Genomic DNA, 19,842 nt, shown 5'->3' with positions numbered 1-19,842 from the left:
ATGAAGAGCCGCGTCATTCGGCTCTTCACGATCCTTCTGAACCGCCATGCGGCGGATCATCAGTTCTCGCTGCTATCCTCCCGGGCCACGTCCTCGCGAATGAGCCGGCGTATTTCCTCTTGGAAGGTGTTCAAATCGGTGAACTCCCGATAGACTGCGGCAAATCTCACGTACGCCACCTTGTCGAGCTGCCGCAGCTCTTCCATCACCAAGTCGCCGATCCTGCTGCTGGGAATTTCGCCGCCTTCGCCACGCAGCTTCTTTTCGACCGACGCCGCGGCTTCCTCAATCGCCTCCAGAGAAACGGGGAGTTTTTCACAGGCGCGGCTCATCCCCCGGACGATCTTTTCCCGGTCGAACGCCTCGCGGCGCCCGTCCTTCTTGCGTATCCAGAGGACTTGGCCGCCCTCGGCCCGTTCGTATGTGGTAAACCGATAGCTGCACAGCGGACACTCGCGCCGGCGGCGAATCGCTTCCCCGCCTTCGACTGGTCGGGTCTCAATTACCCGAGTGTCGGAAAAATCGCACCGAGGACACTTCACGCCTTTCACCTCCATAAGACAAAAGGGGTCCGGAGCAGGCTCCAGACCCCTCAATGACTTATCGGGACATTCGATCGGAAACGACGGCCCGGACGGCCGTTCCATCCGCCTTCCCCTTGACTTTGGGCATCACAGCGCCCATGATCCGGCCCATATCCTTGGCCGTTGGGGACGTAAGTCCCAGCTCGTCAAGCGTAGACTGGACCAGCGCCTCAAGCTCAGATCGGCTCATCTGAGGAGGAAGGTATCCTTCAAGGATTTTGGCCTCTGCCAATTCATCGTCAGCCCGCTCTTGTGCTCCGCCTGCGGCGTACTGTTCCGCCGCCTCTTGGCGCTGCTTGATCTGCCGGCGGACGATCTGCTGGACGTCCTCGTCGGTGATCTGATAGGAGACGCCCTTGTCGGCCTGAAGTTTCTGAGCCTCGGACTTAAGAAGCCGCAGGACAGCGACTTCCCGGTCTTGGCGGCTCTTCATGGCTGTTTTCAGATCTGCGCAGATCCGTTCCAACATAGTTGACATGGCCCTTATCCTCTCGCCCGGCGGCGGGAGAGCTCCTGGCGCTTCCGCTTCTTCGCCTCGCTCGGTTTCTCGTAGTGTTCTTTCTTCCGGGCCTCGCGAAGCACACCTGTCTTCGAAACGTCCCGCTTGAAACGGCGCAGGACGTCTTCAATCGACTCATTTTCTTTTCTTACCACGGTCGTCAAAACAAATCCCTCCTTTCTTTGCCACTCATGTTCTACCTAGCCCGGAGGCCAGCCCAGCAGACGTCCTGCTAGGAGATGAACATGAAGATGGGGGACTGTTTGACCAGCCGCCGCTCCACAGTTGACCACTAGCCGAAAATCTTCGATCTTCAGCTGACGGGCTACCAAGGTGCAGGCGGTCATGAGGCGGCCCCACAGCGCTGGGTCTTCTACCGCCGAGGCGCTCTGAACATGGGCCTTCGGCACAACCAGAATATGCACCGGGGCCTGAGGCGCCACGTCTTTGAACGCTATGACGTCTTGGTCCTCGTAAACCCGCTGCGCTGACAGTTGGCCTTGGACGATACCGCAAAACGGACACTTATCCATCAGCGGTCACCTCACTTGTAGATGCATTGTAACCTACAAAACGCGCTCCGACAATAGCCCAATTAATGCCGTGGGCGAAGCCTTTCATTCGGGCTAATTTTTGGGTCCGTCCGCTTCGGGCCGGTTCGTCTCGTTTGGGCGCTCAAGGTACAAAACGCCGTCTTCCTTCCAAATCGGCTGAACCGTGTACCACTTGTCCCTTTCGTACGAAGCGGGCAGGTGAACTTCAATGTAGTCGCCCGTGTACCCCGACGGCGCGCCCTTTCCTCCCCGCTCGGCGTACACGACGACGCTCCGCCCCAGCGACCGCGCGGCCTGCTCGTCCAGCAGAAGACGGCCCAATCGCTCAAGTTCTTCCAGCCGCCGCTTCCCGGTTTGGCGGTCAACCTGATCGGGGAACCGAGCCGCCGGCGTTCCGGGCCTGATCGAAAAGATGAAGCCGTGTATCCGTCCAATCCGAGCCTCCTGCAGGACTTCTAGCGTCCGGGCAAACGCCTCGTCAGTCTCGCCGGGAAAGGCGACCATCACGTCGGTCGAAACGTGCAGACCGTCGCCAAGCGCGCGCCGAAGTTTTTTGACCAGTTCAAGGAACTGTCCGCTCGTTCCCGGTCGGCGCATCCGGCGAAGCACCCCGTCGTCGCCGCTCTGCAGCGGCAGATGAAGATGCGGGGCAAAGACAGTCAGAGACGCCATGGCGTCAATGTCCCGTTCGTCAATGCCAAACGGCTCCAGCGAGCCGAGCCGCAGCCGCTTCAGGCCGGGAACGTTTCCCACCGCCTCAATTAAATCGGCAAGGCCACGTCCGCTTTCCTTTCCCCATTGTCCGAGGTGAACGCCAGTCAAAACGAGTTCGGTTCGTCCCGCTTCGACAAGCCGCCGCGCCTCGGCAACGGTTCGCTCAAGAGGCCGGCTCACCGACGGGCCTCTCAGCGACGGGACGATGCAGTAACTGCACCGGCAGTCACAGCCGTCCTGCACCTTGATGAACGCCCGGCTGTGGGCGACCGACGTCCGCTCGTCCAGTTCGTCCCAAACGCCGGCCAGCGGGCTTCTCAGCGCGTAAAAGGAAGATTCGGACGTCCGGAAGGAGAGCTCCCGCTCCACGAGGGCGAGAATTTCGCCTTTATGCCCGTTGCCCACCAGCAGGTCAATGCCCAGCTTTTTGGCCAACGCCTCGTCAGCCCCTTGGGCCCAGCAGCCGGACGCGACGAGAAGCGCCCGCGGGCAACGCCGCCGCAGGCGTCCGATGAGCTGACGGCTTTTCCTGTCCGCCATCGCGGTAATAGAACAGGTGACGACGATTCCGACGTCGAACGGCCCATCGGAAGCGACCGACGCGCCGGCAGACAAAAAAGCGGAGGCCAGAGCCTCCGCTTCAGCTGCGTTCACCCGGCACCCGAGAAATTCGATTCTGACCGCCGTCCCGGCGAGGCTCACGAAGAGGCCTCCGCCCACAGTCCACACCAGTCTCCGCAGTGAATTTCGTCCACCAGTTTCAGACCGGCTGACGGGAAAAGCTTTTTGAACTCTTCCCCTTCGGCGATGAGCATGCCGGAGAAGATCGCCCGCCCGCCCTCTCGAAGGACCTTCGAGACGTCCGGCAGCATTTCACAAAGAGGCTCGAAAAGGATATTCGCCATCAGGAGATCGACTTTTCGGTCAAACCCCTTGAGCAGGTCGCCCACCTCGACGGCGATCTTTTCGGGGGGGATGTCGTTCAAGTCCCGCGAGTTGTGAAGCGCTTCGTCCACCACTGACGGGTCCAAGTCTCTGGCGTAGACCTTGGAGGCCCCCAGCTTGACCGCGGCGATGGAGAGAATAGCCGAACCGCAGCCGATGTCAGCTGCCACGTCGCCGGGCCGAATTGCCCGCTCTAAGAGCGACAGGACGGACTGAGTGCTCTCGTGATACCCTGTGCCAAACGACGAACCGGGGTAAATGTACAGCGGGATCCGGCCGCTGGACGGCGAAAAGCCCTCGCTGTGCCACGGCGCCATGACGGTGAGCCGGTTTCCCACGTTGAGCGGCGGAAACGCGTCCATCCACTCGGTATGCCACGGTCTGTTCTCGATTCGCCCCATATCCCGAATTGACACCTCAGGCCAGCAGTCCATCAATCCCGAAAGCCTCTCGAGCCAAGCGCCGAGGTCTTTCGAGCTTCGATAATAGATCTGCAGCTGGGCGTTTTCTCCCCGGCTGGTGTCCTCGCTTCCCAAACAACCTGACGCCTCGGCCAGCGACGCGAGAACCTCCTCGTGTCCCTTAGGGGCCTGAAGCGTAATGTACCACCAGAACGATTCACCGTTCACCACGTTGACCATATCATTTACCTCCGCGGCGTTAGAAAAAGCCGCCGTGATTATAGCAAAAACGGAACGTCGGGATGACCCCTAAACTGTCTAGAGGATTCTCAGCCAGACCGTCGCTTCAGACGCCTGAAACTGGGCAGTCGGCTCCGATGAGCCGTCGCCGCCCAGCAGGTCCAGAGCAGCAGCCTGAAGGGCCAATTTTTGTGCCACGCCGGACGACGGTGTAATCCCCGAGTACCCGATAAACCACTTGTCAGACGCCGTCCCAGCCGAGGGAAAGAGCTTGTATGCCCCGTTCACCTGCGTCAGCTTGGTCCCGCCGTGAAGGTACGGCTCAAGCGCCGCGAGAGTAGGAACTTTGCCAGCGTCGTCCGTTCCAGCCTTGTCAGAGACGTACAGCAGCGCGGCAGCACGGATGCTCTGCAGGTCGCTGGCGATACGCGTCGCTTCCGCCTTGTCCGTTCCGCCTCCAAGGGTCAAAAGCATCGTACTGGCCAATGCCGCCATGATGGCGAGCGCTATCAGAAGTTCAACAAAACTGAAACCGGCGCGGCGCTTTTTCATCAGGTGTCCTCCTTAAATCGTCTACTCGGTCCGGCAGAACTGGCCGAACGTCTCCTCGCAAAACCGACGGACGTCGGTTTCGCTTCCCATGCCCAAAACCTGACGTGCCCACTCTTCGGCCTGCCGGTCTTCCAGCTGGGTGATGACCCAGTTCGTCCGAAGCAGGCTCGTCGGGTTGACGCTGAAGTGACGCAGCCCCATGCCGAACAGGACAGGAATCAGCGTGGGAACTCCGGCCATTTCGCCGCACAGGTGAACCGGCGTTCCGGCCGCGTCTCCGGCGTCGATGACCATCTTGATGAGCCGCAGCACCGCCGGAGCAAACGGCGAATAAAGGTTCCCCAACGACCCGTTCGCCCGGTCAGCGGCCAACGTGTACTGAACCAAGTCGTTGCTGCCGATGCTCAAAAAGTCGCTCTCCCGCGCCAGCACGTCCGCGGTCAGCGCGGCGGCCGGCGTTTCAACCATCACGCCCAAGGACACTTCCGGGTTGAACTGCTTGTCCTCCCGGCGCAGCTCGTTTTTCAAGTCCTCCAGAACGGCCCGGGCGGCTCGGACTTCCTCCACAGAGGTCACCAGCGGCAGCATGATGCCTAAGTCCCCGTCGCCGCTGGCCCGCAGCAGCGCCCGAAGCTGCTCCCTGAAAATATCGCTTCTCGACAGGGAATAGCGGATCGCCCGATGCCCCAGCGCCGGATTGGTCTCTTTTGGAACGGCCAAGTAGTCTGGGATCCGGTCGCCGCCGATGTCAAGGGTCCGAAAGATGACAGGACAGCCAGTCATGGCCAAAAGAGCCCGCCGGTAATCGCCGTACTGCTCTCCGCAGGTAGGCAGACGGTTCTTTGACAGGTACAGGTATTCGGTCCGGTACAGCCCGATACCGCCGCCGCCCAGATCGGCCAGAGTGTCCACGTCAGCTAGGTCTGCCACATTGCCGTGAACCGTGCAGAGCGTCCCGTCCCGGCTTCGGGCCGGATGTCCTTTCAGCTTGGACAGCTGCCGCTCGAACTCCTCGCGGCGGGCGGCCCGCTGGGCGAAGGCCGCGCGGTCGTCTTCCGACGGGTTGAGGATCACCTCTCCCGTCGTCCCGTCAAGGATAACCGGGTCGCCGGTCTCGGCGAGATCGGCGATCTCATCAACGGAGATGACCGTTGGCACGTGACAGTTCCGAGCGGAGATGACGCCGTGAGAGTAGTACGTGTCCTTCTGGCAGACGACCCCGGCGAACACGCCTCGCTGGAGCATGGTCTGGTGCCCCTTGTCGAGCTGACGGCATACCAGCACAATCGGCTCGTTTGCCCGGCTGATCAGCAGAGGGCCTGACACGTGAAGGAGCAGCCGGCACAGTCTGGAAGCCACGTCTTTCACGTCGTCGGCCCGGGCCTTCAGGTCGTCGTTGTCCATGTTCTCGAAGACCTGAACGAACTTGTCGGCTGTCACCTTGACGGCCCACGGGGCGTTCACGTTTTCAGTGATAATCCACCCCTTGATCTGACCGATGAACTCGCCGTCCCGGAGCATTGTCCCCGGCGCGACGCCCGCTTCCTCCCCGCCTTCAGGAAAGGTTTGGCAGAGGGCCGACATCTCGCCAGCCACGGTCTCGATCGCCAAGTCGAGACGCTCCAGCTCAGCTTCGACGTCGTCAACGAACTCCCGATCGATTTCAACCTGCTCTTTCCAGTCAAGGTACACCCGTCCGACAGCAATTCCCGGCGACGCTCCCACTCCGTTCATGGCAAGACCTCCCCGAATACCGCCTCACGTTCGAATGTTTTTATCTTATCACAGCAACGGTCCGTCGACTTCATGCCGTGGATGACGCTTCACTTTTGCGGACACCTGACTATAATATAAAAGGGCCTCGGTCGGAACGATGTCTCCGAACGAGGCCTTTTTGCATTCAAAACGAAGAGTTTCTCGAAGCTGAAAGGAGTTTCCAATCATGAGCGAATGTCCCTGCGGTTCCGGACGATACTACACGGCGTGCTGCGGCCGGTTCATCGACGACGGCGCTTCCCCTGCGACCGCCGAGGAGCTGATGCGGGCGCGGTACACCGCGTACGCCACCGGCAACGTCGAGTACGTGCTGAACACCCACGACCCGAAGACCCGAGAGTCAGTCAGCGAAGAGGCCACAAAAGAGTGGTCCCAGTCCGCCCATTGGCTGGGCCTGAAGATCCTCCACACCGACGCCGGCGGTCCCAAGGACAACCGCGGCACGGTGGAATTTGTAGCCAGCTTTGAAATCGAGGGCAAGAAAGTTGACCACCACGAGCGGGCCTCGTTCCTGCGGCACGACGGCAAGTGGTTTTTCGAGGACGGCGACATCGTCGGCGAGACGTACGTCCGCGACACGCCCAAGGTCGGCCGCAACGACCCATGCCCCTGCGGCAGCGGAAAGAAATACAAGTTCTGTTGCGGCCGCAGCTGATTCAGTCAAATGCTGAACGTACGGGGTTTTGACAACGAGAAGTACCTAGCCGAGCAGACCGCTGCCATCAAGCAGCGGCGCGAACGCATCGGCGGGAAGCTGTACTTGGAGTTCGGCGGCAAACTCACCTCGGATCTCCACGCGGCCCGCGTCCTGCCCGGCTTTGACCCAGACGTAAAGATGCGGCTGCTGGGCGGCTTTCGGGATATGGCAGAAATCATCATCTGCCTGTACGCCGGCGATATCGAGCGCAAGAAAATCCGCGCCGACTTCGGGATAACCTACGACGCCGACGTGCTTCGGCTCATTGACCGGTTCGGCGAGCAGGGGCTGACTGTGGCGGGCGTCGTCATTAACCGCTACGAAGGCCAGCCGACCGCCGACCTGTTCCGCCGCCGGCTAGAACACCGGGGCGTGAGAGTCTACACCCACCGGATGACGAAAGGCTACCCGACCGACCTTGAGACGATCGTCAGCGACGAAGGCTACGGGGCCAACTCGTACGTGCCCACCACCAAGCCCATCGTCGTCGTCACAGCGCCCGGCCCGGGTAGCGGGAAGCTCGCCACCTGTCTCAGCCAGCTGTATCACGAGCACCGGCGGGGCGTTCAGGCGGGATACGCCAAGTACGAGAGCTTCCCGGTGTGGAACATGCCCCTCAAGCACCCGCTGAACTTGGCCTACGAGGCAGCCACCGCTGACTTAGGCGACGTCAACCTGATCGACCACTTCCACCTGGAAGCGTACGACCAGAAAACGGTCAACTACAACCGCGACTTGGAAGCGTTCCCAATCCTTCAGCGAATCCTCCAGCGAATCACCGGACAGGACTCGTTCTACCGTTCGCCCACCGACATGGGGGTCAACCGGATCGGCTTCGGCATCGTGGACGACGACGTGGTCCGCCGGGCCTCCTGCGACGAAATCGTCCGGCGGTACTTCCGCTACTCCTGCGAGTGCGCCCAAGGAATCACCGACGATGAGGTCGTCCAGCGCGTCGAACTCATCATGAAGGAGCTGGGGCTCCAGCCCGAAGACCGGGCGGTCGTCATTCCTGCCCGAGAGGCCGCCAAGGAGGCCCGAGCCAAGGGCAAAGGCTCCGACGGCATCTATACCGGCTGCGCCATCGAACTTCCCGACGGCTCGATCGTCACGGGCAAGAACTCCCCGCTGCTTCACGCCGAAGCGGCGGCGGTTCTCAACGCCATCAAGACGCTGGCCGGCATCCCGGACTCGATCGACCTCCTGCCTGCCTCGCTCATTCACTCGCTGGCCCACTTCAAAAAAGAGATCCTCGGCGGGACGAAGCTGACCATGAACCTTGACGAGACGCTCATCGCCCTCAGCCTGAGCGGCACGGTCAACCCGGTCGCCGAGGCGGCGGTCGCTCAGCTTCCCAAACTCCGCAACAGGGAAGTTCACACGTCCCATATTCCCAGCCCGGCCGACGAGAGCGCGCTGCGCAAGCTGAACGTCAACCTGACGAGCGACCCGCACTTCTCCAGCAAGAGCTTGTTTGAAGATTAACCGGCGCGTGCCCGCGAAGTCTAGCAGAACATAAAAGGGCCGCCGCCCGCGTAACGCGGGCGGCGGCCCTTTTAACGTTCCAACGTAACGATCAGTCCAGAACCGACGTGCACTTGACGAATTTCTGACGCCGGTACTCAAACAGCACCAAATGGGCCACGCCGCCGGCAAACTTCATCGTCCGACGCACGTACACCGTCATGCCGTTCCAAGAGACCGGATCGTACATATCCATGGCCGCCTCAGGTTTCCCCGACTCTACCAGAGCCGTCGCCGGTTCGCCTCAGCAGCCTCGATAGTACCCCCAGGTCAGCGTCTGAACGCTGCCCGTGCTCTTCAGGTATTGAACGACCTCGCCGGACGCGTCAAACCTCTGCGGCACGACCGCCCAGGCGACGGACGAAATAGAAACCGCGGCAGCCGCCCCGGCGAGCCATCTCACGAAGCCCCGCACTGCGCCGTCCTTACTTCAGCCCCGTGGCCGCCCGAACCTTGATCGAGTCGTCAGCCAAGCTCACCGACTGAACTGCCATCGGGACGACCAAGTGCTCAAACGAAATGCGCGGAGCCGCCTTGACCGTCGCCTTGGCGACAGCGTCGGCCGACACCAGACCGTTGTCGCAGGTCGCGGAGGTGATCTTCAGCGCGCCGCACCCGTTCTGAACCTCGTAATTCCCGTCCATATGCACCGTCGCTCTCAGCGGGATCATCGCCTTCCGGCTGTACACGCCCCACAGGCCGATCGTGTGCTCGGTAAACATCGACTTGTTCACGCTCAGCCGCGGAAAGTCCCGCCCCACCTTGGCGACGAAACCTTCCCGACTGATTCGCCCGGTCAGAGACCCGCCGCCGATCGACTTGATCAGCAGGCTGCTCCCGTTGGCCGAAAAGGTCACGTCTCTCAGCTCGATCATCAGGTCGTCATAGACCACGTTGTCGATCGAATACCCTTTAACTCCCAGGTACACTTTTGAGGCGTGCCCCTCTCCCAACCCCTGATCGGACGCGTCGACCGAAGCGGTCAGTGACTTAGCTCCTAAAAAAGAAGAGCGGAACGCGTCGGTCATCGCGTCGCCCCACTCCAAAGCCGTCTGAGGCGCCGCCTTCATATCCGACGACGCAAACGCCGGCACGGCCGAGGCAAACAGCGCAACCGCCAGAATAAACCATCGCTTCATTTTCCCATCTCCTTTGAGTCTGTCATTCGATGATCGGGACAACTTAAAGTGCCCCTGCGCAGTTCGTACGTTTCTTTTTATTATATTGTATCGATATCGAACCGCCGAACAACCGTTAGAATGCTTGAGAAATACCGCCCGTCGCCTCCCGTCGGAGCGAAAAAACAGATACAAGGAGGATCTTCCATGTCAGCTGCCAAACTCATCCTGTGGTTCTGCGCCGCCGTCTTCCTCGCCCTGTCGGTCCGCTTCTTCCGGGCCAAGCGGCCGTTCCACGCCCTCGTTGACCTCCTGCTGGCCGTCGGCATCATCGGAGTCATTTTCAACCAGTAACATCTTCCCCCTTGCGAAACACTATATATATGGTATAGTGTTTCTGCAATCGCCACATATATGGAGACATCGCAGTGGGAGGAAAGCGCCATGCTCATTCGTTACATTTTCAAGCGCGACGGAAGTCAGGTCCTGTTTGATCGGGAAAAGATCCGCGTGGCCGTGATGAAGGCCGCGGCGGCGGTCGGATCGTCGGATCCGTCGATCGGAGAGAACGTCACCCGTCAGGTGGAGTCCTATCTGGCCATATTTTACGACCACGACTCTATCCCGTCGGTCGAACAGATTCAAGATCTGGTCGAGCGGATTCTCATCGAAAACGACTACGCCGAGGTCGCTAAAGCCTATATCCTGTACCGCCGTCAGAGAGCCCGGATCCGGGACACCAAAGAGCTTTTGGGCGGCGCGGCCGACCTAGTGAACCGTTATCTGGACAACATCGACTGGAAAGTCAACGAGAACAGCAACATGAGCTACTCGCTCCAGGGGCTGAACAATTACATCGCCTCGGAGATCACCGCCCAGTACTGGCTGAACGAGATCTACACGCCCAAGATACGGGACCTTCACACCTCAGGCTCGCTTCATATTCACGACCTGAGCAACCTGTCGGTGTACTGCTGCGGCTGGGACCTGATGGACCTTCTCACGGTCGGATTCGGCGGCGTCACCACAAAGGTCGGCTCCAAGCCGGCGCGGCACCTGCGCTCACTTTTGGGGCAGATCGTCAACTTCTTCTACACGCTCCAAGGCGAAGCGGCCGGCGCTCAGGCGTTTGCCAACTTCGACACCTATCTGGCGCCGTTTGTCGCCGCGGACAAGCTCCCCTATGAGAGCGTCGTCCAGTGCATTCAGGAGTTCGTCTTCAACCTGAACGTCCCGACCCGCGTCGGCTTCCAGACGCCGTTCACCAACATCACCATGGACCTAACCGCGCCCAAGGCGCTGGCTAAACTGCCGGCCATCATCGGCGGCGAGCCCATCGACGCCACGTACGGCGACTTCCAGCGGGAAATGGACATGATCAACCGGGCGTTTGCCGAAGTCATGCTGGGCGGCGACGCCTCCGGAAAGGTGTTCCCCTTCCCCATCCCCACCTACAACCTGACCAGCGACTTCAACTGGGACAACCCGGTCCTTGACCCGGTATGGGAGATGACCGCCAAATACGGCATCCCGTACTTCTCCAACTTCATCAACTCGGACATGAACCCCGACGACGCCCGATCCATGTGCTGCCGGCTCCGGCTGGACAACCGGGAACTGCGCAAGCGCGGCGGCGGGCTCTTCGGCTCCAACCCCATGACCGGATCCATCGGCGTTGTGACCATCAACATGCCCCGGCTGGGATTCCTCTCCAAGGGAACCGACGACCTGCTCGCCCGGCTGGACGACCTGATGGACACGGCCCGCGACAGCCTCGAGATCAAGCGGAAAGTCTTGGAGCGCCTTACCGACGCCAACCTGTACCCCTACTCCAAGCACTACCTGCGGAGCGTCAAAAAGGCGTCGGGCCACTACTGGAACAACCACTTCAACACCATCGGCATCAACGGCATGAACGAGTGCCTGCTCAACCTGTGCGGCAAAGACCTGACGAGCCGCGAGGGAATCAAACTGGCCGCTTCGATCATGAACCACATGAAGGAACGGATGAGAACCTACCAGCTGGAGACCGGCAACCTGTACAACTTGGAAGCCACGCCGGCCGAGGGCGTCACCTACCGGTTCGCCAAGGCCGACCGGGATCAATTCGGCGGACAGGTCATCTGCGCCAATCACCGCCACATGCTGGAAGACGGCGCCGAGCCGTACTACACCAACTCGTCCCAGCTTCCCGTCGGCTCAACCGACGACATCTTTGAAGCCCTTGAGATGCAGGACGAACTCCAGACCATCTACACCGGCGGCACGGTCCTCCACGGCTTTCTGGGCGAGCGGGTCACCGACGGGGCGACCGTCCGACGGCTCGTTCGGAAAATCGCCGAAAACTATCGGCTGCCGTACTTCACCATCACGCCCACGTTCTCTATCTGTCCGATTCACGGCTACATTCCGGGCGAACACGAATACTGCCCCATCTGCGACGCCGAGCTTGCCGCACAGGAGGCAGCCTGCTGCTCCTGCAGCGCCGGCGACTAAATGCTCATCGGAGGACTGCAGAGGACCTCTCTCATCGACTACCCCGGACTCGTCGCTGCGACGGTTTTCACCCTCGGTTGCAACTTCCGCTGCCCATGGTGTCATAACGGCCCGTTGGTCGACCAGTCGTCGGACCTGCTGGACGAAGAGGACTTCTTCTCGTTCCTCGCCAGTCGAAAACGCCTGCTGGACGGCGTCGTGGTCACCGGCGGCGAGCCGACAATCCACCGCGACCTGCCGGAGTTCATCCTCCGAATCAAAGACATGGGGCTGAAAGTCAAACTTGACACCAACGGAAGCCACCCGGCAATGATGGCCGACCTGATCGACAAAAAACTCGTCGACTACATCGCCATGGACGTCAAAGCCGCGCCGTCGGCCTACCGACTCGCCGCCGGGACAACCGTCCAGCTGGAAACGCTCCGTCAGGCCATCGAGCAGACTCGGCGCCTTCCGCACGAGTTTCGGCTCACCCTCGTTCCGGGCATTCACACCGTCGACAGCATGGACGAATACGCCCAATTTTTGGTCCGCGGGCCGCTCTACCTTCAGGCGTTTCGGCCCGTCGAAACGGTACTGGCCGCCCCGTTCCGGGGCGCCCGCCCCTTTACCCCGAGCGAATTGGCCGCGTTTCGCGACCGATTAGCGTCGCTGATGGAAGGACCGGTCGTTCTTCGGTCTGCCATCTAGCGAATACATCAATTTCGATCGATCATCAGATCGTCTATTGAAGGAGGACTTATCATGGAAGAAAAGCGCACAAAGTGTGAAGTGTACTCTCGGGTCGTCGGTTTCCTTACTCCCGTTTCCCAGTGGAATAAAGGCAAGAAGGAAGAGTTCAAAGACCGCAAGACCTACGACGCCACGATGGCCCACCGTGATTTTTAAGACACGGCACAAACAGAGCGCCCCGCCTTCGGCGGGGCGCTCGCGTTTTCTGCTGGACAGGCAGCCTAGGCGGACACAACGCAAACAGGACTGCGGTTCGTTACGATGTTTCGGCTTTCCAAAGACCGCTTTAGCCAAGGCTTTGTCTGGCTCTTTGACGCGGGCGGACGGGGCGGTCGTCTTTCACGCGCTTGGATTGGCTATGACCGTGCCGTTGTTTATTGACTGAGTTGCGTATTCCCCGCCTGTTCCCTTGACAAACTGGCGGGGCGTGCTATTCTTGCATCAGAAAGCGGCTCTTCGTGACTAGAGGTCCCTGTGGGCAATTGGAGCCCCGTTGGTTCTTCTATTTCTCGAAGAGCCGTTTCTTTTTTAGGAGAAAACGAAACGAAGCAGAGCGCCCCGCTAAACGCGGGGCGCTCTGCTTTTGTCTTTTAAAAAGACGTCCTACTCCTGCTTCTCAAACTTAGCCTTCAGAGCTTCGCCAGGGGTTCCCAGCACGTCGCCGACGTGGTAGTACTTGCCGGTTCCGGGCCAGTAGAGGAAGAGCTTCATGGCTTCGGGCTTCAGCTCGCCGCTGGTCGGGTCGATACAGTTCTTATCGATCCACGTTTTGTTGACTTTGGCGATGAAGAACGTGTGGGATCCGCCGTCGAACGCCTCTTCAACTTCACATTCCATGGTGACAGGGAAGTCCACCAAGCAGGGGGCGTTGACCGTTTCAGCCTTCTCGGTCTTGACGCCAGTGACGGCGAACTTGTCCAAGTCGGGGAGCTTTTTCAGGCTGTGATTGCCGAAGAAGTCCATCTCGGCGAGGAACTTCTCGCTGGGAAGGTTCACCGTGAAAAACTTGGAGGCCATGATGTTGTCATGGGTGGCCCGCTTCTTGTTGACTGCCACGCCGATGCGGGCCGGCGAGCTGCTGACGATGCCCCACCGATCGATGAGAGCCGCGTCGGCCTTTCCGTTTGCGTCGTACGTGGCCACAGCGATGACTGTGGACGGGGCGACCCGAGGCCCAAGCTCTTTGCCGTTTGCCGGGTTCACCGCGACCCTCTCAACTGCCAAGGCCGGAACGGCCAACAATGACGCGCACATCAGAACTGCCAAGACGCTCTTTTTCATGCGAACACGCTCCTTTAATTAGCTCTAACTAACATATTGATTATACTCTGCCGCCGCTAAAAATCAACGGTTCAGCGGCTTTCGCCTGCCGGCAGGGAGCGGACTGTTGGTCTATAATCAGGCTGTTGTGACTTGTCAAAGACGAAGGAGGAGTTCCTTTGGCCAGAGCTGTGCAGCGTGATGATCTGCTTTCTTTTCGTTTCCTTTCCCGACCGGCCGTTTCGCCCGACGGCGGGACGATCGCCTTTTTGGTTCACCGGGCAGACAAGGAGTCAAACCGTTACGAGTCAAACATTTGGACGTGCCGCCTCAGCGACGGCGTTCTTCGGCAGATGACCTTTTCAGGAAGAGAAAAGTTTTTCTGCTGGAGCCCGGACGGCTCGTCGCTCGTCTTCGCTTCCGAGCGGACCGACGACGAGGGGACGGTCTTTTACCGGCTTTCTCTCGAAGGCGGGGAGGCCCAACGTCTCTTTTCCCTGCCCCAGAAGGCCGGGGCCGTCTGGGAGCTGCCTGACGGGCGTTTCCTCGTTCGGGCCCGCTGGGTTCCGTCAATTGAGAACCCGGATGAGGCCAACTATCAGATTTTTGACCAGCTGCCGTTCCTTGCGAACGGCCAAGGGTACATCGGTTCGGAACGGACCGGCTTAGGCGTTTATGCCCCTCAATCCGGGACTTGGAAGCGGCTGACCGACGAGACGTTCGACTTGGCAAGCTGCACGATGAAGGACGACTTCAGCCAAGTCCTCGCCGTGGGCTGCTCTTTTACCGACGTGAAGCCCCAGACGAACAGCGTCTGCCTGTTTGATCTGGCCGACGGGACGTCGCGAGATTTGACCGAAGGCCTCGCGATGTCCTTTTCGTCCGCCGGCTGGCATGGAGACGACGTGATCGCGACCGGGTGCGACCGCGCGGACCGCGGAGTCCACAAGAACCCGACGTTTTTCAAGCTGGCCGACAGCGCTTTGACGCCTCTGAGCCCGACGCTCGACACCGGCCTTCACAGCACGGTTGGCTCGGACTGCCGGTACGGCCAGGCCGATCAGACGGGCGAGTTCTTCGACGACGGGCTCGGCCTGGTTTACTGTTCCACCGAAGGGTTCCGAAGCTTCCTTTTCCGGCTAAACGCCGACGGTTCGAGCAGCCGGCTGACCGACCTGTCGTCTGTGGATTCGTTCTGCGTCCGATCGGGCGTCACGGCGTTCGTCGGGATGGAGCCGAACGGCCTGCAGGAGCTTTACGTTCTGAACGGCTCGGGCGTCCGGCGGCTGTCCCACTTTAACGACGCAATTTTGAGTGAGCTTCAGGTGCAGCCGGCGCACTACGTTTCAGTTCAGTCAGGCGACGTGACGCTCGACGGCTGGTACATTGAGCCGCTGAACTGCCAGCCGGGGAAAAAGTACCCGACGATCCTGAACATTCACGGCGGCCCGCGGGGAGTTTACGGCGACGTGTTCTTCCACGAGATGCAATGCTGGGCCGCTCAGGGGTACGGCGTGATTTTCACGAACCCGCGGGGCAGCGACGGCCGTGGAAACGATTTTGACGATATTCGGGGGGCGTACGGCGTCACTGACTACGGCGACCTGATGGCGTTTGCCGAGTGGTGCGCGGCTCATCTGCCGTTTGTGGATTCCGATCGGCTTGGCGTCGCCGGCGGTTCGTACGGCGGGTTCATGGTCAACTGGATGGTGACCCACACGGATCGGTTCAAGGCGGCCTGCGCCCAGCGGCCGATCAGCAACTGGGTGTCCAAGTTCGGCAGCTGCGACATCGGCTACTACTACGTGGAAGATCAGCACGTAGGGCTGCCGTGGGACGGCAGGCCCGGCCCGTGGGACGATTCGCCGCTCAAGTACGCGGCGAACGCGAAGACGCCTCTGCTGCTCATTCAGTCGTCTGACGACTTCCGCTGCGAGGCCAGCCAGTCGTTCCAGATGTTTACGGCGATGAAAGTGTTGGGCGTGCCCTGCCGGATGTGCTTCTTCCACGGGGAAAATCACGAGCTGAGCCGCAGCGGCAAGCCGCGCAACCGGCTGGCGCGCCTGCGGGAGATCAGCCGATGGTTCGACGAGATGCTGTAAACTTTTTCCGGCTAAAACGGGAAGGGCCATGCGCCCTTCCCGTTTTTGACGGCCGGCCCTTCGGTCCAACTCGTTTGAGCGAAGGACTGTCAGCTTATTAAATTTTCTTGAGATAAACGAATATTCCGTCTTCGAACGAGTTTCCCCACAAAACGCTCAGAGCAGGATAGAATGAATTACAGGCTTTTGTGCCCTGTGCATTTCAAGTTCGATGCACCTTATTTTAGGGGTATCCCTATTCTCTAAGGAGGCTGGTTGGATGAAACGCATTCTCGCATTGAGCGCCTTGGCAGTCATGCTGATGGGCAGCGCGGCTTTTGCCGCTTTGAGCGGCGCTGATGTTCCCAAGGGCAACGATCCTCTGCTGATTACCAACGCTGGGCAGGGACCCGGAGGCAAGATGGGACGTCTGCTGTTCACCCGCGCCGGGGTTCAGGGGCTGACGTACAACGCCGAACCGAAGGCCGACGACGTGGAAGCCGGCGGGTTCAAGACGATGGTAGTGGTTATTGGGTCGTCCGCCAAAGGGCTGGGCGCTTCGGGCATCACGATCGATCAGGAAATCGACCGGCTCGTTCCGATGCTCGACCGGGCGAAGAGTCTGGGAATCCAGATTGTGACTGCTCATATCGAAGGCAAGGCCCGCCGCGGGAAGCCCGGCAGCGCCGACGAGCGGTCCATCGACACGGTTCTTCCCTACGCCGACTACATTGTCGTCAACAAGGAAAGCGACGAGGACGGACGGTTCACCGAGTTCGCCCATGAGCACGACATTCCCATTACGTACCTTGACAGCGCTATGGATCTCAAGGCCTACGCCGAGGCGATGTACAAGAAGTAACGGCCTCTGACGCGCCTTATCCGGGCGCTTTGTCTGATTGGAGGATGTGTGCCCTATGTACGCGGAGACATCAATTGTTTTAGCGGCAATGGTGGTGACGTTCGCCCTAGCCAGCTGGAAACTTAAGTCACCGGAGATTTCCATGGTCATCACGGCAGTCGTCGGCGCGCTGGTCGGCCGGCTGGGCTTTCCCGTCCGGCTGCTCGTCGAAGGGACGTTCACCTACTTCGACGTGGCGTTCACGTTCCTCACCGCTTCAATTTTCATCAACTTTTACAAGGAAACCGGCGCGATGGACACGCTGGTGCGCAAGATGGTCGACCGGTTCTACGACAGCCGATGGACGCTCTTTTTCCTTCTGGCGGTCATCATGCTCATTCCCGGAGCTCTGACCGGCGCCGGCAGCGTTTCCATGTTCGTCGTGGGCGGCATGGTCGCGACGGTGCTGCGGTTTATGGGCATCAGAGACGACCGAATCGTGTCGTTCATCTACGTGACGTCGATGCTGGCCGCCGTGGCGCCGCCGATTAACCTGTGGGTCATGCTGATGTGCGCTCAGGCGAATATGCCCTACGTGGGCTTCGACGTGCCGCTCTTGGCCCCGATTATCCTGATCACGATCTTCACGGTGTTCTACCTGCTCCGGGGCGCCAAGCCGCAGGAAAAACAGGTGATCCTTGACTCCCTGCCCCCGATTCCCGAGGGCATGAGCTGGTTCCGGATTTTGACGCCGCTCGTTGTCTTCATCGCGCTGATTCTGGCGTCCAAGTACGCGGCGTTCTACGTGCCCATTCTGGGCATTCCGCTGATCTTCATTCTCTCCACGCTGGTCGCCATGCTCCTGTCGCCCCGCAAGGTCGGCGCCAGAGGCTGGCTCAAGGTGCTGAACGAGACGACCGAGCAGGTGTTCCCGCTGCTTGCAACGGTTATCAGCGTCGGCGTTCTGGTCAACATCATGACGGCTACCGGCGTGAGAGGCCTGATCGCCATCACGTTTGTCACCCTGCCGGTGGCTCTGATTTACGTGTTCGCCCCGATCGTTCTGCCGTTTGCCCAAGGCTCGCTGAGCTACAGCAGCGGCATTATCCTCGGCACGCCTCTGATTTTCCTGTTTAACTCCATCGGCGTGAACGTGACCATCGTGGCGACGGCGCTGAGCCTGATTTACCCGCTGGGCGACTGCCTGCCGCCGTCCCGCATTTCCGGCCGCGTGGCGATTGAGGTTTCGGACTATAAGGGCTCGTATATGTCGTTCTTGCGGTCCATCGTCGTGCCTGCCGTCTTCATGGCGGCCGTGGCGCTGGTCATGCTGATTTTCGCCAACAAGTTCCGTTGGCTCATCGTCTATTAAGGAGGCCGGACAGATGGACGAATTTCTTCGTTTCGCCAATGAAATCATTCACCAGTTCTATTTCATCATGTCCGGAGTGGTCGCTCTGGTGCTGCTGCGTGGGCTGTTCGCCCGCAACACCCGCAGGACTATCGTGTACGATATCGTCTACGCCTACACGATTATCCCCTTCCTGCTCCGTGCGCTGCACATCAAGTAGGGAGGCCGGACAATGACTCAGAACTCTTCTCAGGCTCAAGGCGCGTACGAGACCGGCAAGACGATCCGTCAGCTGGTCTTCCTCGCGCTGGCGCTCGTGCTGGCGTTTTTCGGCGGCAAACAGTTCGTCGAGCTGCGCAACACGAGAGAAGCGATCGTCGTTTCGCCGGCGTTCACGAAAATGTACATGCTCAGCGACTGGTTCGCCCCTCTTAAGGGAACTGGCATGGACACGCCGGTGTACCTGTTCGATTCGGGCAAGCCGGGCGGGACGATGCTCTACTTGGGCGGCACTCACCCGTACGAGCCGGCGACGATGGTTTCAGCGTACGTCATTATGGAAAACATTAAGGTCGACGCGGGACGCGTGTTCGTCATTCCTCACGCCAACCGCAGCGGCGCGACGGTCGGCATGCTGGGCAACGCCTACCCGCTCACCTTCGGCATCAAAACGCCTTGGGGCGAGAAGCGGGTCCGCATCGGAGACCGCAACTCTTCGCCGCTGGATCAGTGGCCTGACCCGTTCACCTACGTTCATTACCCGTCGGGCCAGAACTTGGACTACACCGACTCGCGCAACCTGAACCGCTCCTACCCGGGCCGGCCCGGCGGTTCGCTGACCGAACAGCTGGCGTTCGCCCTGATGGAGCTGACCCGCAAGGAAAAAGTAACCCTTTTCGTGGACAGTCACGAGGCGTCCCTGATGTACCCGGTGGTCGCCACGTACGTGGCCCACGATCGGGCGCTTGATATGGCGATGATGGCCGCGATGGAGCTCACGGCGACCGACTTCCCAATGAAGTGCGAGTCCTCGCCGAAGGGGCTGCGCGGCCTGTCCCACCGCGAAGTGGGCGACTTCGCACCGACGCCCTACGTTATCCTGATGGAGACGCCTGAGCCGTTCATCGACCGGGTCGCCGGCAAGATCACCGAAGACCTGATGGTGGAAGGCAAGGACGAGTTCCTTCAGACCGCGGCTGAGCACGGCCTGCTGTTCTGCGACTACGATATTTCGGTCGGCGCTCCCATTTGGGATCGGGTCGGCCGTCACCTGTCCGGCACTCTGGCCATGCTGCGCAACATGAATGACTTTCTCAGCGACCCGGAGCGGACCATTCAGGTCTCGTTCCCGGACTATCAGGCTGTGAAGGCCAACGGGTTGGGCGCGTACCTGCACAACCCCGCCGAGGCAGACCCGTCAAAGGTTTTCTGGGACTAGTCAGTCCCTGCAGCACAGCTCCGCGCGCTCATTTCTTGT

Annotated in this window: 23 protein-coding genes; 11 read left to right on the top strand and 12 right to left on the bottom strand. The window is 60.2% G+C overall.

What is annotated here, in order from left to right; all coding sequences use genetic code 11:
• Positions 1-59: 59 nt before the first annotated feature.
• The 8 genes from nrdR to ptsP all read right to left on the bottom strand — a co-directional run bounded on the left by nrdR (position 60) and on the right by ptsP (position 6,223).
• Positions 60-542: a transcriptional regulator NrdR gene (gene nrdR, locus HMPREF1249_RS02245; protein WP_008523189.1), complete on the bottom strand. Its 483-nt coding sequence runs from the start codon at positions 540-542 to the stop codon at positions 60-62.
• A 58-nt stretch (positions 543-600) separates the two neighbouring features.
• On the bottom strand, positions 601-1,062 hold the full coding sequence (locus HMPREF1249_RS02240) for a GatB/YqeY domain-containing protein (RefSeq protein ID WP_008523205.1): 462 nt from the start codon (positions 1,060-1,062) through the stop codon (positions 601-603).
• 5 nt (positions 1,063-1,067) lie between these two features.
• On the bottom strand, positions 1,068-1,247 hold the full coding sequence (gene rpsU, locus HMPREF1249_RS02235) for a 30S ribosomal protein S21 (protein WP_008521692.1): 180 nt from the start codon (positions 1,245-1,247) through the stop codon (positions 1,068-1,070).
• Between the two features lie 36 nt (positions 1,248-1,283).
• The gene (locus HMPREF1249_RS02230) at positions 1,284-1,616 is read right to left on the bottom strand and encodes a histidine triad nucleotide-binding protein (protein WP_008521693.1); all 333 of its coding nucleotides are present in this window, start codon (positions 1,614-1,616) and stop codon (positions 1,284-1,286) included.
• 93 nt (positions 1,617-1,709) lie between these two features.
• Positions 1,710-3,053, bottom strand: a complete 1,344-nt coding sequence (locus tag HMPREF1249_RS02225) for a MiaB/RimO family radical SAM methylthiotransferase (protein WP_021775792.1) — start codon at positions 3,051-3,053, stop codon at positions 1,710-1,712.
• On the bottom strand, positions 3,050-3,937 hold the full coding sequence (locus tag HMPREF1249_RS02220) for a 50S ribosomal protein L11 methyltransferase (protein ID WP_008521695.1): 888 nt from the start codon (positions 3,935-3,937) through the stop codon (positions 3,050-3,052). The genes HMPREF1249_RS02225 and HMPREF1249_RS02220 overlap by 4 nt, the downstream gene beginning before the upstream one ends.
• Positions 3,938-4,015: 78 nt before the next feature.
• The gene (locus HMPREF1249_RS02215; RefSeq protein ID WP_008523207.1) at positions 4,016-4,489 is read right to left on the bottom strand and encodes a prepilin-type N-terminal cleavage/methylation domain-containing protein; all 474 of its coding nucleotides are present in this window, start codon (positions 4,487-4,489) and stop codon (positions 4,016-4,018) included.
• Positions 4,490-4,510: 21 nt separating this feature from the next.
• Positions 4,511-6,223 carry a phosphoenolpyruvate--protein phosphotransferase gene (gene ptsP / locus HMPREF1249_RS02210; RefSeq protein WP_008523208.1) on the bottom strand — a complete coding sequence of 571 codons (1,713 nt, stop codon included), beginning with the start codon at positions 6,221-6,223 and terminating at the stop codon, positions 4,511-4,513.
• Between the two features lie 208 nt (positions 6,224-6,431).
• Between ptsP and HMPREF1249_RS02205 the strand changes: the two genes are divergently transcribed.
• Both HMPREF1249_RS02205 and HMPREF1249_RS02200 read left to right on the top strand, forming a co-directional pair.
• Entirely contained in the window at positions 6,432-6,920 is a 489-nt protein-coding gene (locus HMPREF1249_RS02205) for a YchJ family protein (protein ID WP_008521699.1), read from the top strand.
• Positions 6,921-6,929: 9 nt separating this feature from the next.
• Positions 6,930-8,447, top strand: a complete 1,518-nt coding sequence (locus tag HMPREF1249_RS02200; RefSeq protein ID WP_008521700.1) for a DUF1846 domain-containing protein — start codon at positions 6,930-6,932, stop codon at positions 8,445-8,447.
• A gap of 91 nt (positions 8,448-8,538) precedes the next feature.
• Here the strand turns inward: HMPREF1249_RS02200 and HMPREF1249_RS07985 are convergent, their stop codons facing one another.
• The 3 genes from HMPREF1249_RS07985 to HMPREF1249_RS02190 are packed head-to-tail and all read right to left on the bottom strand — an operon-like array spanning position 8,539 to position 9,625.
• On the bottom strand, positions 8,539-8,676 hold the full coding sequence (locus HMPREF1249_RS07985; protein ID WP_008523210.1) for a hypothetical protein: 138 nt from the start codon (positions 8,674-8,676) through the stop codon (positions 8,539-8,541).
• Between the two features lie 54 nt (positions 8,677-8,730).
• The gene (locus HMPREF1249_RS02195; RefSeq protein WP_008521702.1) at positions 8,731-8,901 is read right to left on the bottom strand and encodes a hypothetical protein; all 171 of its coding nucleotides are present in this window, start codon (positions 8,899-8,901) and stop codon (positions 8,731-8,733) included.
• A gap of 10 nt (positions 8,902-8,911) precedes the next feature.
• Positions 8,912-9,625, bottom strand: coding sequence for a hypothetical protein (locus HMPREF1249_RS02190; protein ID WP_008521703.1), 714 nt, complete (start codon positions 9,623-9,625; stop codon positions 8,912-8,914).
• A 186-nt stretch (positions 9,626-9,811) separates the two neighbouring features.
• Here HMPREF1249_RS02190 and HMPREF1249_RS07980 point away from each other — a divergent pair, with 186 nt between their 5' ends.
• The 4 genes from HMPREF1249_RS07980 (at position 9,812) to nrdD (ending at position 12,988) form a co-directional block, all read left to right on the top strand.
• Complete coding sequence (locus HMPREF1249_RS07980; protein ID WP_008523212.1) at positions 9,812-9,958, top strand: hypothetical protein; 147 nt, start codon at positions 9,812-9,814, stop codon at positions 9,956-9,958.
• A 90-nt stretch (positions 9,959-10,048) separates the two neighbouring features.
• A complete protein-coding gene (locus HMPREF1249_RS02185) occupies positions 10,049-12,100 on the top strand; it encodes a ribonucleoside triphosphate reductase (RefSeq protein WP_008523214.1) in 2,052 nt (683 codons plus the stop codon).
• Positions 12,101-12,790 (top strand): anaerobic ribonucleoside-triphosphate reductase activating protein, encoded by a 690-nt coding sequence (locus HMPREF1249_RS02180; RefSeq protein ID WP_008521706.1) that lies wholly within the window; start codon positions 12,101-12,103, stop codon positions 12,788-12,790.
• Between the two features lie 54 nt (positions 12,791-12,844).
• Positions 12,845-12,988 carry an anaerobic ribonucleoside-triphosphate reductase gene (gene nrdD / locus HMPREF1249_RS07975; RefSeq protein ID WP_008521707.1) on the top strand — a complete coding sequence of 48 codons (144 nt, stop codon included), beginning with the start codon at positions 12,845-12,847 and terminating at the stop codon, positions 12,986-12,988.
• A gap of 447 nt (positions 12,989-13,435) precedes the next feature.
• Here nrdD and HMPREF1249_RS02170 read toward each other — a convergent pair whose 3' ends face one another.
• On the bottom strand, positions 13,436-14,113 hold the full coding sequence (locus HMPREF1249_RS02170; protein ID WP_008523215.1) for a flavin reductase family protein: 678 nt from the start codon (positions 14,111-14,113) through the stop codon (positions 13,436-13,438).
• Positions 14,114-14,271: 158 nt separating this feature from the next.
• On the opposite strand from HMPREF1249_RS02170, the gene HMPREF1249_RS02165 reads away from it, so the two are divergent.
• The 5 genes from HMPREF1249_RS02165 (at position 14,272) to HMPREF1249_RS02145 (ending at position 19,803) form a co-directional block, all read left to right on the top strand.
• Positions 14,272-16,194 (top strand): S9 family peptidase, encoded by a 1,923-nt coding sequence (locus HMPREF1249_RS02165; RefSeq protein WP_008523216.1) that lies wholly within the window; start codon positions 14,272-14,274, stop codon positions 16,192-16,194.
• 259 nt (positions 16,195-16,453) lie between these two features.
• The gene (locus HMPREF1249_RS02160) at positions 16,454-17,035 is read left to right on the top strand and encodes a DUF6305 family protein (RefSeq protein ID WP_008523217.1); all 582 of its coding nucleotides are present in this window, start codon (positions 16,454-16,456) and stop codon (positions 17,033-17,035) included.
• A gap of 55 nt (positions 17,036-17,090) precedes the next feature.
• Complete coding sequence (locus HMPREF1249_RS02155; RefSeq protein WP_008521713.1) at positions 17,091-18,386, top strand: hypothetical protein; 1,296 nt, start codon at positions 17,091-17,093, stop codon at positions 18,384-18,386.
• Positions 18,387-18,399: 13 nt separating this feature from the next.
• A complete protein-coding gene (locus HMPREF1249_RS02150; protein ID WP_008521714.1) occupies positions 18,400-18,585 on the top strand; it encodes a hypothetical protein in 186 nt (61 codons plus the stop codon).
• 12 nt (positions 18,586-18,597) lie between these two features.
• Positions 18,598-19,803: a deacylase gene (locus HMPREF1249_RS02145; RefSeq protein WP_008523218.1), complete on the top strand. Its 1,206-nt coding sequence runs from the start codon at positions 18,598-18,600 to the stop codon at positions 19,801-19,803.
• Positions 19,804-19,842: the final 39 nt, after the last annotated feature.

The sequence above is a fragment of the Jonquetella sp. BV3C21 genome, from assembly GCF_000468895.1.
GTDB lineage: Bacteria > Synergistota > Synergistia > Synergistales > Dethiosulfovibrionaceae > Jonquetella > Jonquetella anthropi.
This window is presented reverse-complemented; position numbering and strand designations above follow the sequence as displayed.

What these genes read in the sequence shown, in the direction of transcription:
- HMPREF1249_RS02240 (WP_008523205.1), bottom strand. Translation starts at nt 1,062, where the DNA reads ATGTCAACTATGTTGGAACGGATCTGCGCAGATCTGAAAACAGCCATG.
- HMPREF1249_RS02230 (WP_008521693.1), bottom strand. Translation starts at nt 1,616, where the DNA reads ATGGATAAGTGTCCGTTTTGCGGTATCGTCCAAGGCCAACTGTCAGCG.
- HMPREF1249_RS02220 (WP_008521695.1), bottom strand. Translation starts at nt 3,937, where the DNA reads ATGGTCAACGTGGTGAACGGTGAATCGTTCTGGTGGTACATTACGCTT.
- HMPREF1249_RS02215 (WP_008523207.1), bottom strand. Translation starts at nt 4,489, where the DNA reads ATGAAAAAGCGCCGCGCCGGTTTCAGTTTTGTTGAACTTCTGATAGCG.
- ptsP (WP_008523208.1), bottom strand. Translation starts at nt 6,223, where the DNA reads ATGAACGGAGTGGGAGCGTCGCCGGGAATTGCTGTCGGACGGGTGTAC.
- HMPREF1249_RS02205 (WP_008521699.1), top strand. Translation starts at nt 6,432, where the DNA reads ATGAGCGAATGTCCCTGCGGTTCCGGACGATACTACACGGCGTGCTGC.
- HMPREF1249_RS02200 (WP_008521700.1), top strand. Translation starts at nt 6,930, where the DNA reads ATGCTGAACGTACGGGGTTTTGACAACGAGAAGTACCTAGCCGAGCAG.
- HMPREF1249_RS07985 (WP_008523210.1), bottom strand. Translation starts at nt 8,676, where the DNA reads ATGTACGATCCGGTCTCTTGGAACGGCATGACGGTGTACGTGCGTCGG.
- HMPREF1249_RS02190 (WP_008521703.1), bottom strand. Translation starts at nt 9,625, where the DNA reads ATGAAGCGATGGTTTATTCTGGCGGTTGCGCTGTTTGCCTCGGCCGTG.
- HMPREF1249_RS07980 (WP_008523212.1), top strand. Translation starts at nt 9,812, where the DNA reads ATGTCAGCTGCCAAACTCATCCTGTGGTTCTGCGCCGCCGTCTTCCTC.
- HMPREF1249_RS02185 (WP_008523214.1), top strand. Translation starts at nt 10,049, where the DNA reads ATGCTCATTCGTTACATTTTCAAGCGCGACGGAAGTCAGGTCCTGTTT.
- HMPREF1249_RS02180 (WP_008521706.1), top strand. Translation starts at nt 12,101, where the DNA reads ATGCTCATCGGAGGACTGCAGAGGACCTCTCTCATCGACTACCCCGGA.
- nrdD (WP_008521707.1), top strand. Translation starts at nt 12,845, where the DNA reads ATGGAAGAAAAGCGCACAAAGTGTGAAGTGTACTCTCGGGTCGTCGGT.
- HMPREF1249_RS02170 (WP_008523215.1), bottom strand. Translation starts at nt 14,113, where the DNA reads ATGAAAAAGAGCGTCTTGGCAGTTCTGATGTGCGCGTCATTGTTGGCC.
- HMPREF1249_RS02160 (WP_008523217.1), top strand. Translation starts at nt 16,454, where the DNA reads ATGAAACGCATTCTCGCATTGAGCGCCTTGGCAGTCATGCTGATGGGC.
- HMPREF1249_RS02155 (WP_008521713.1), top strand. Translation starts at nt 17,091, where the DNA reads ATGTACGCGGAGACATCAATTGTTTTAGCGGCAATGGTGGTGACGTTC.
- HMPREF1249_RS02150 (WP_008521714.1), top strand. Translation starts at nt 18,400, where the DNA reads ATGGACGAATTTCTTCGTTTCGCCAATGAAATCATTCACCAGTTCTAT.
- HMPREF1249_RS02145 (WP_008523218.1), top strand. Translation starts at nt 18,598, where the DNA reads ATGACTCAGAACTCTTCTCAGGCTCAAGGCGCGTACGAGACCGGCAAG.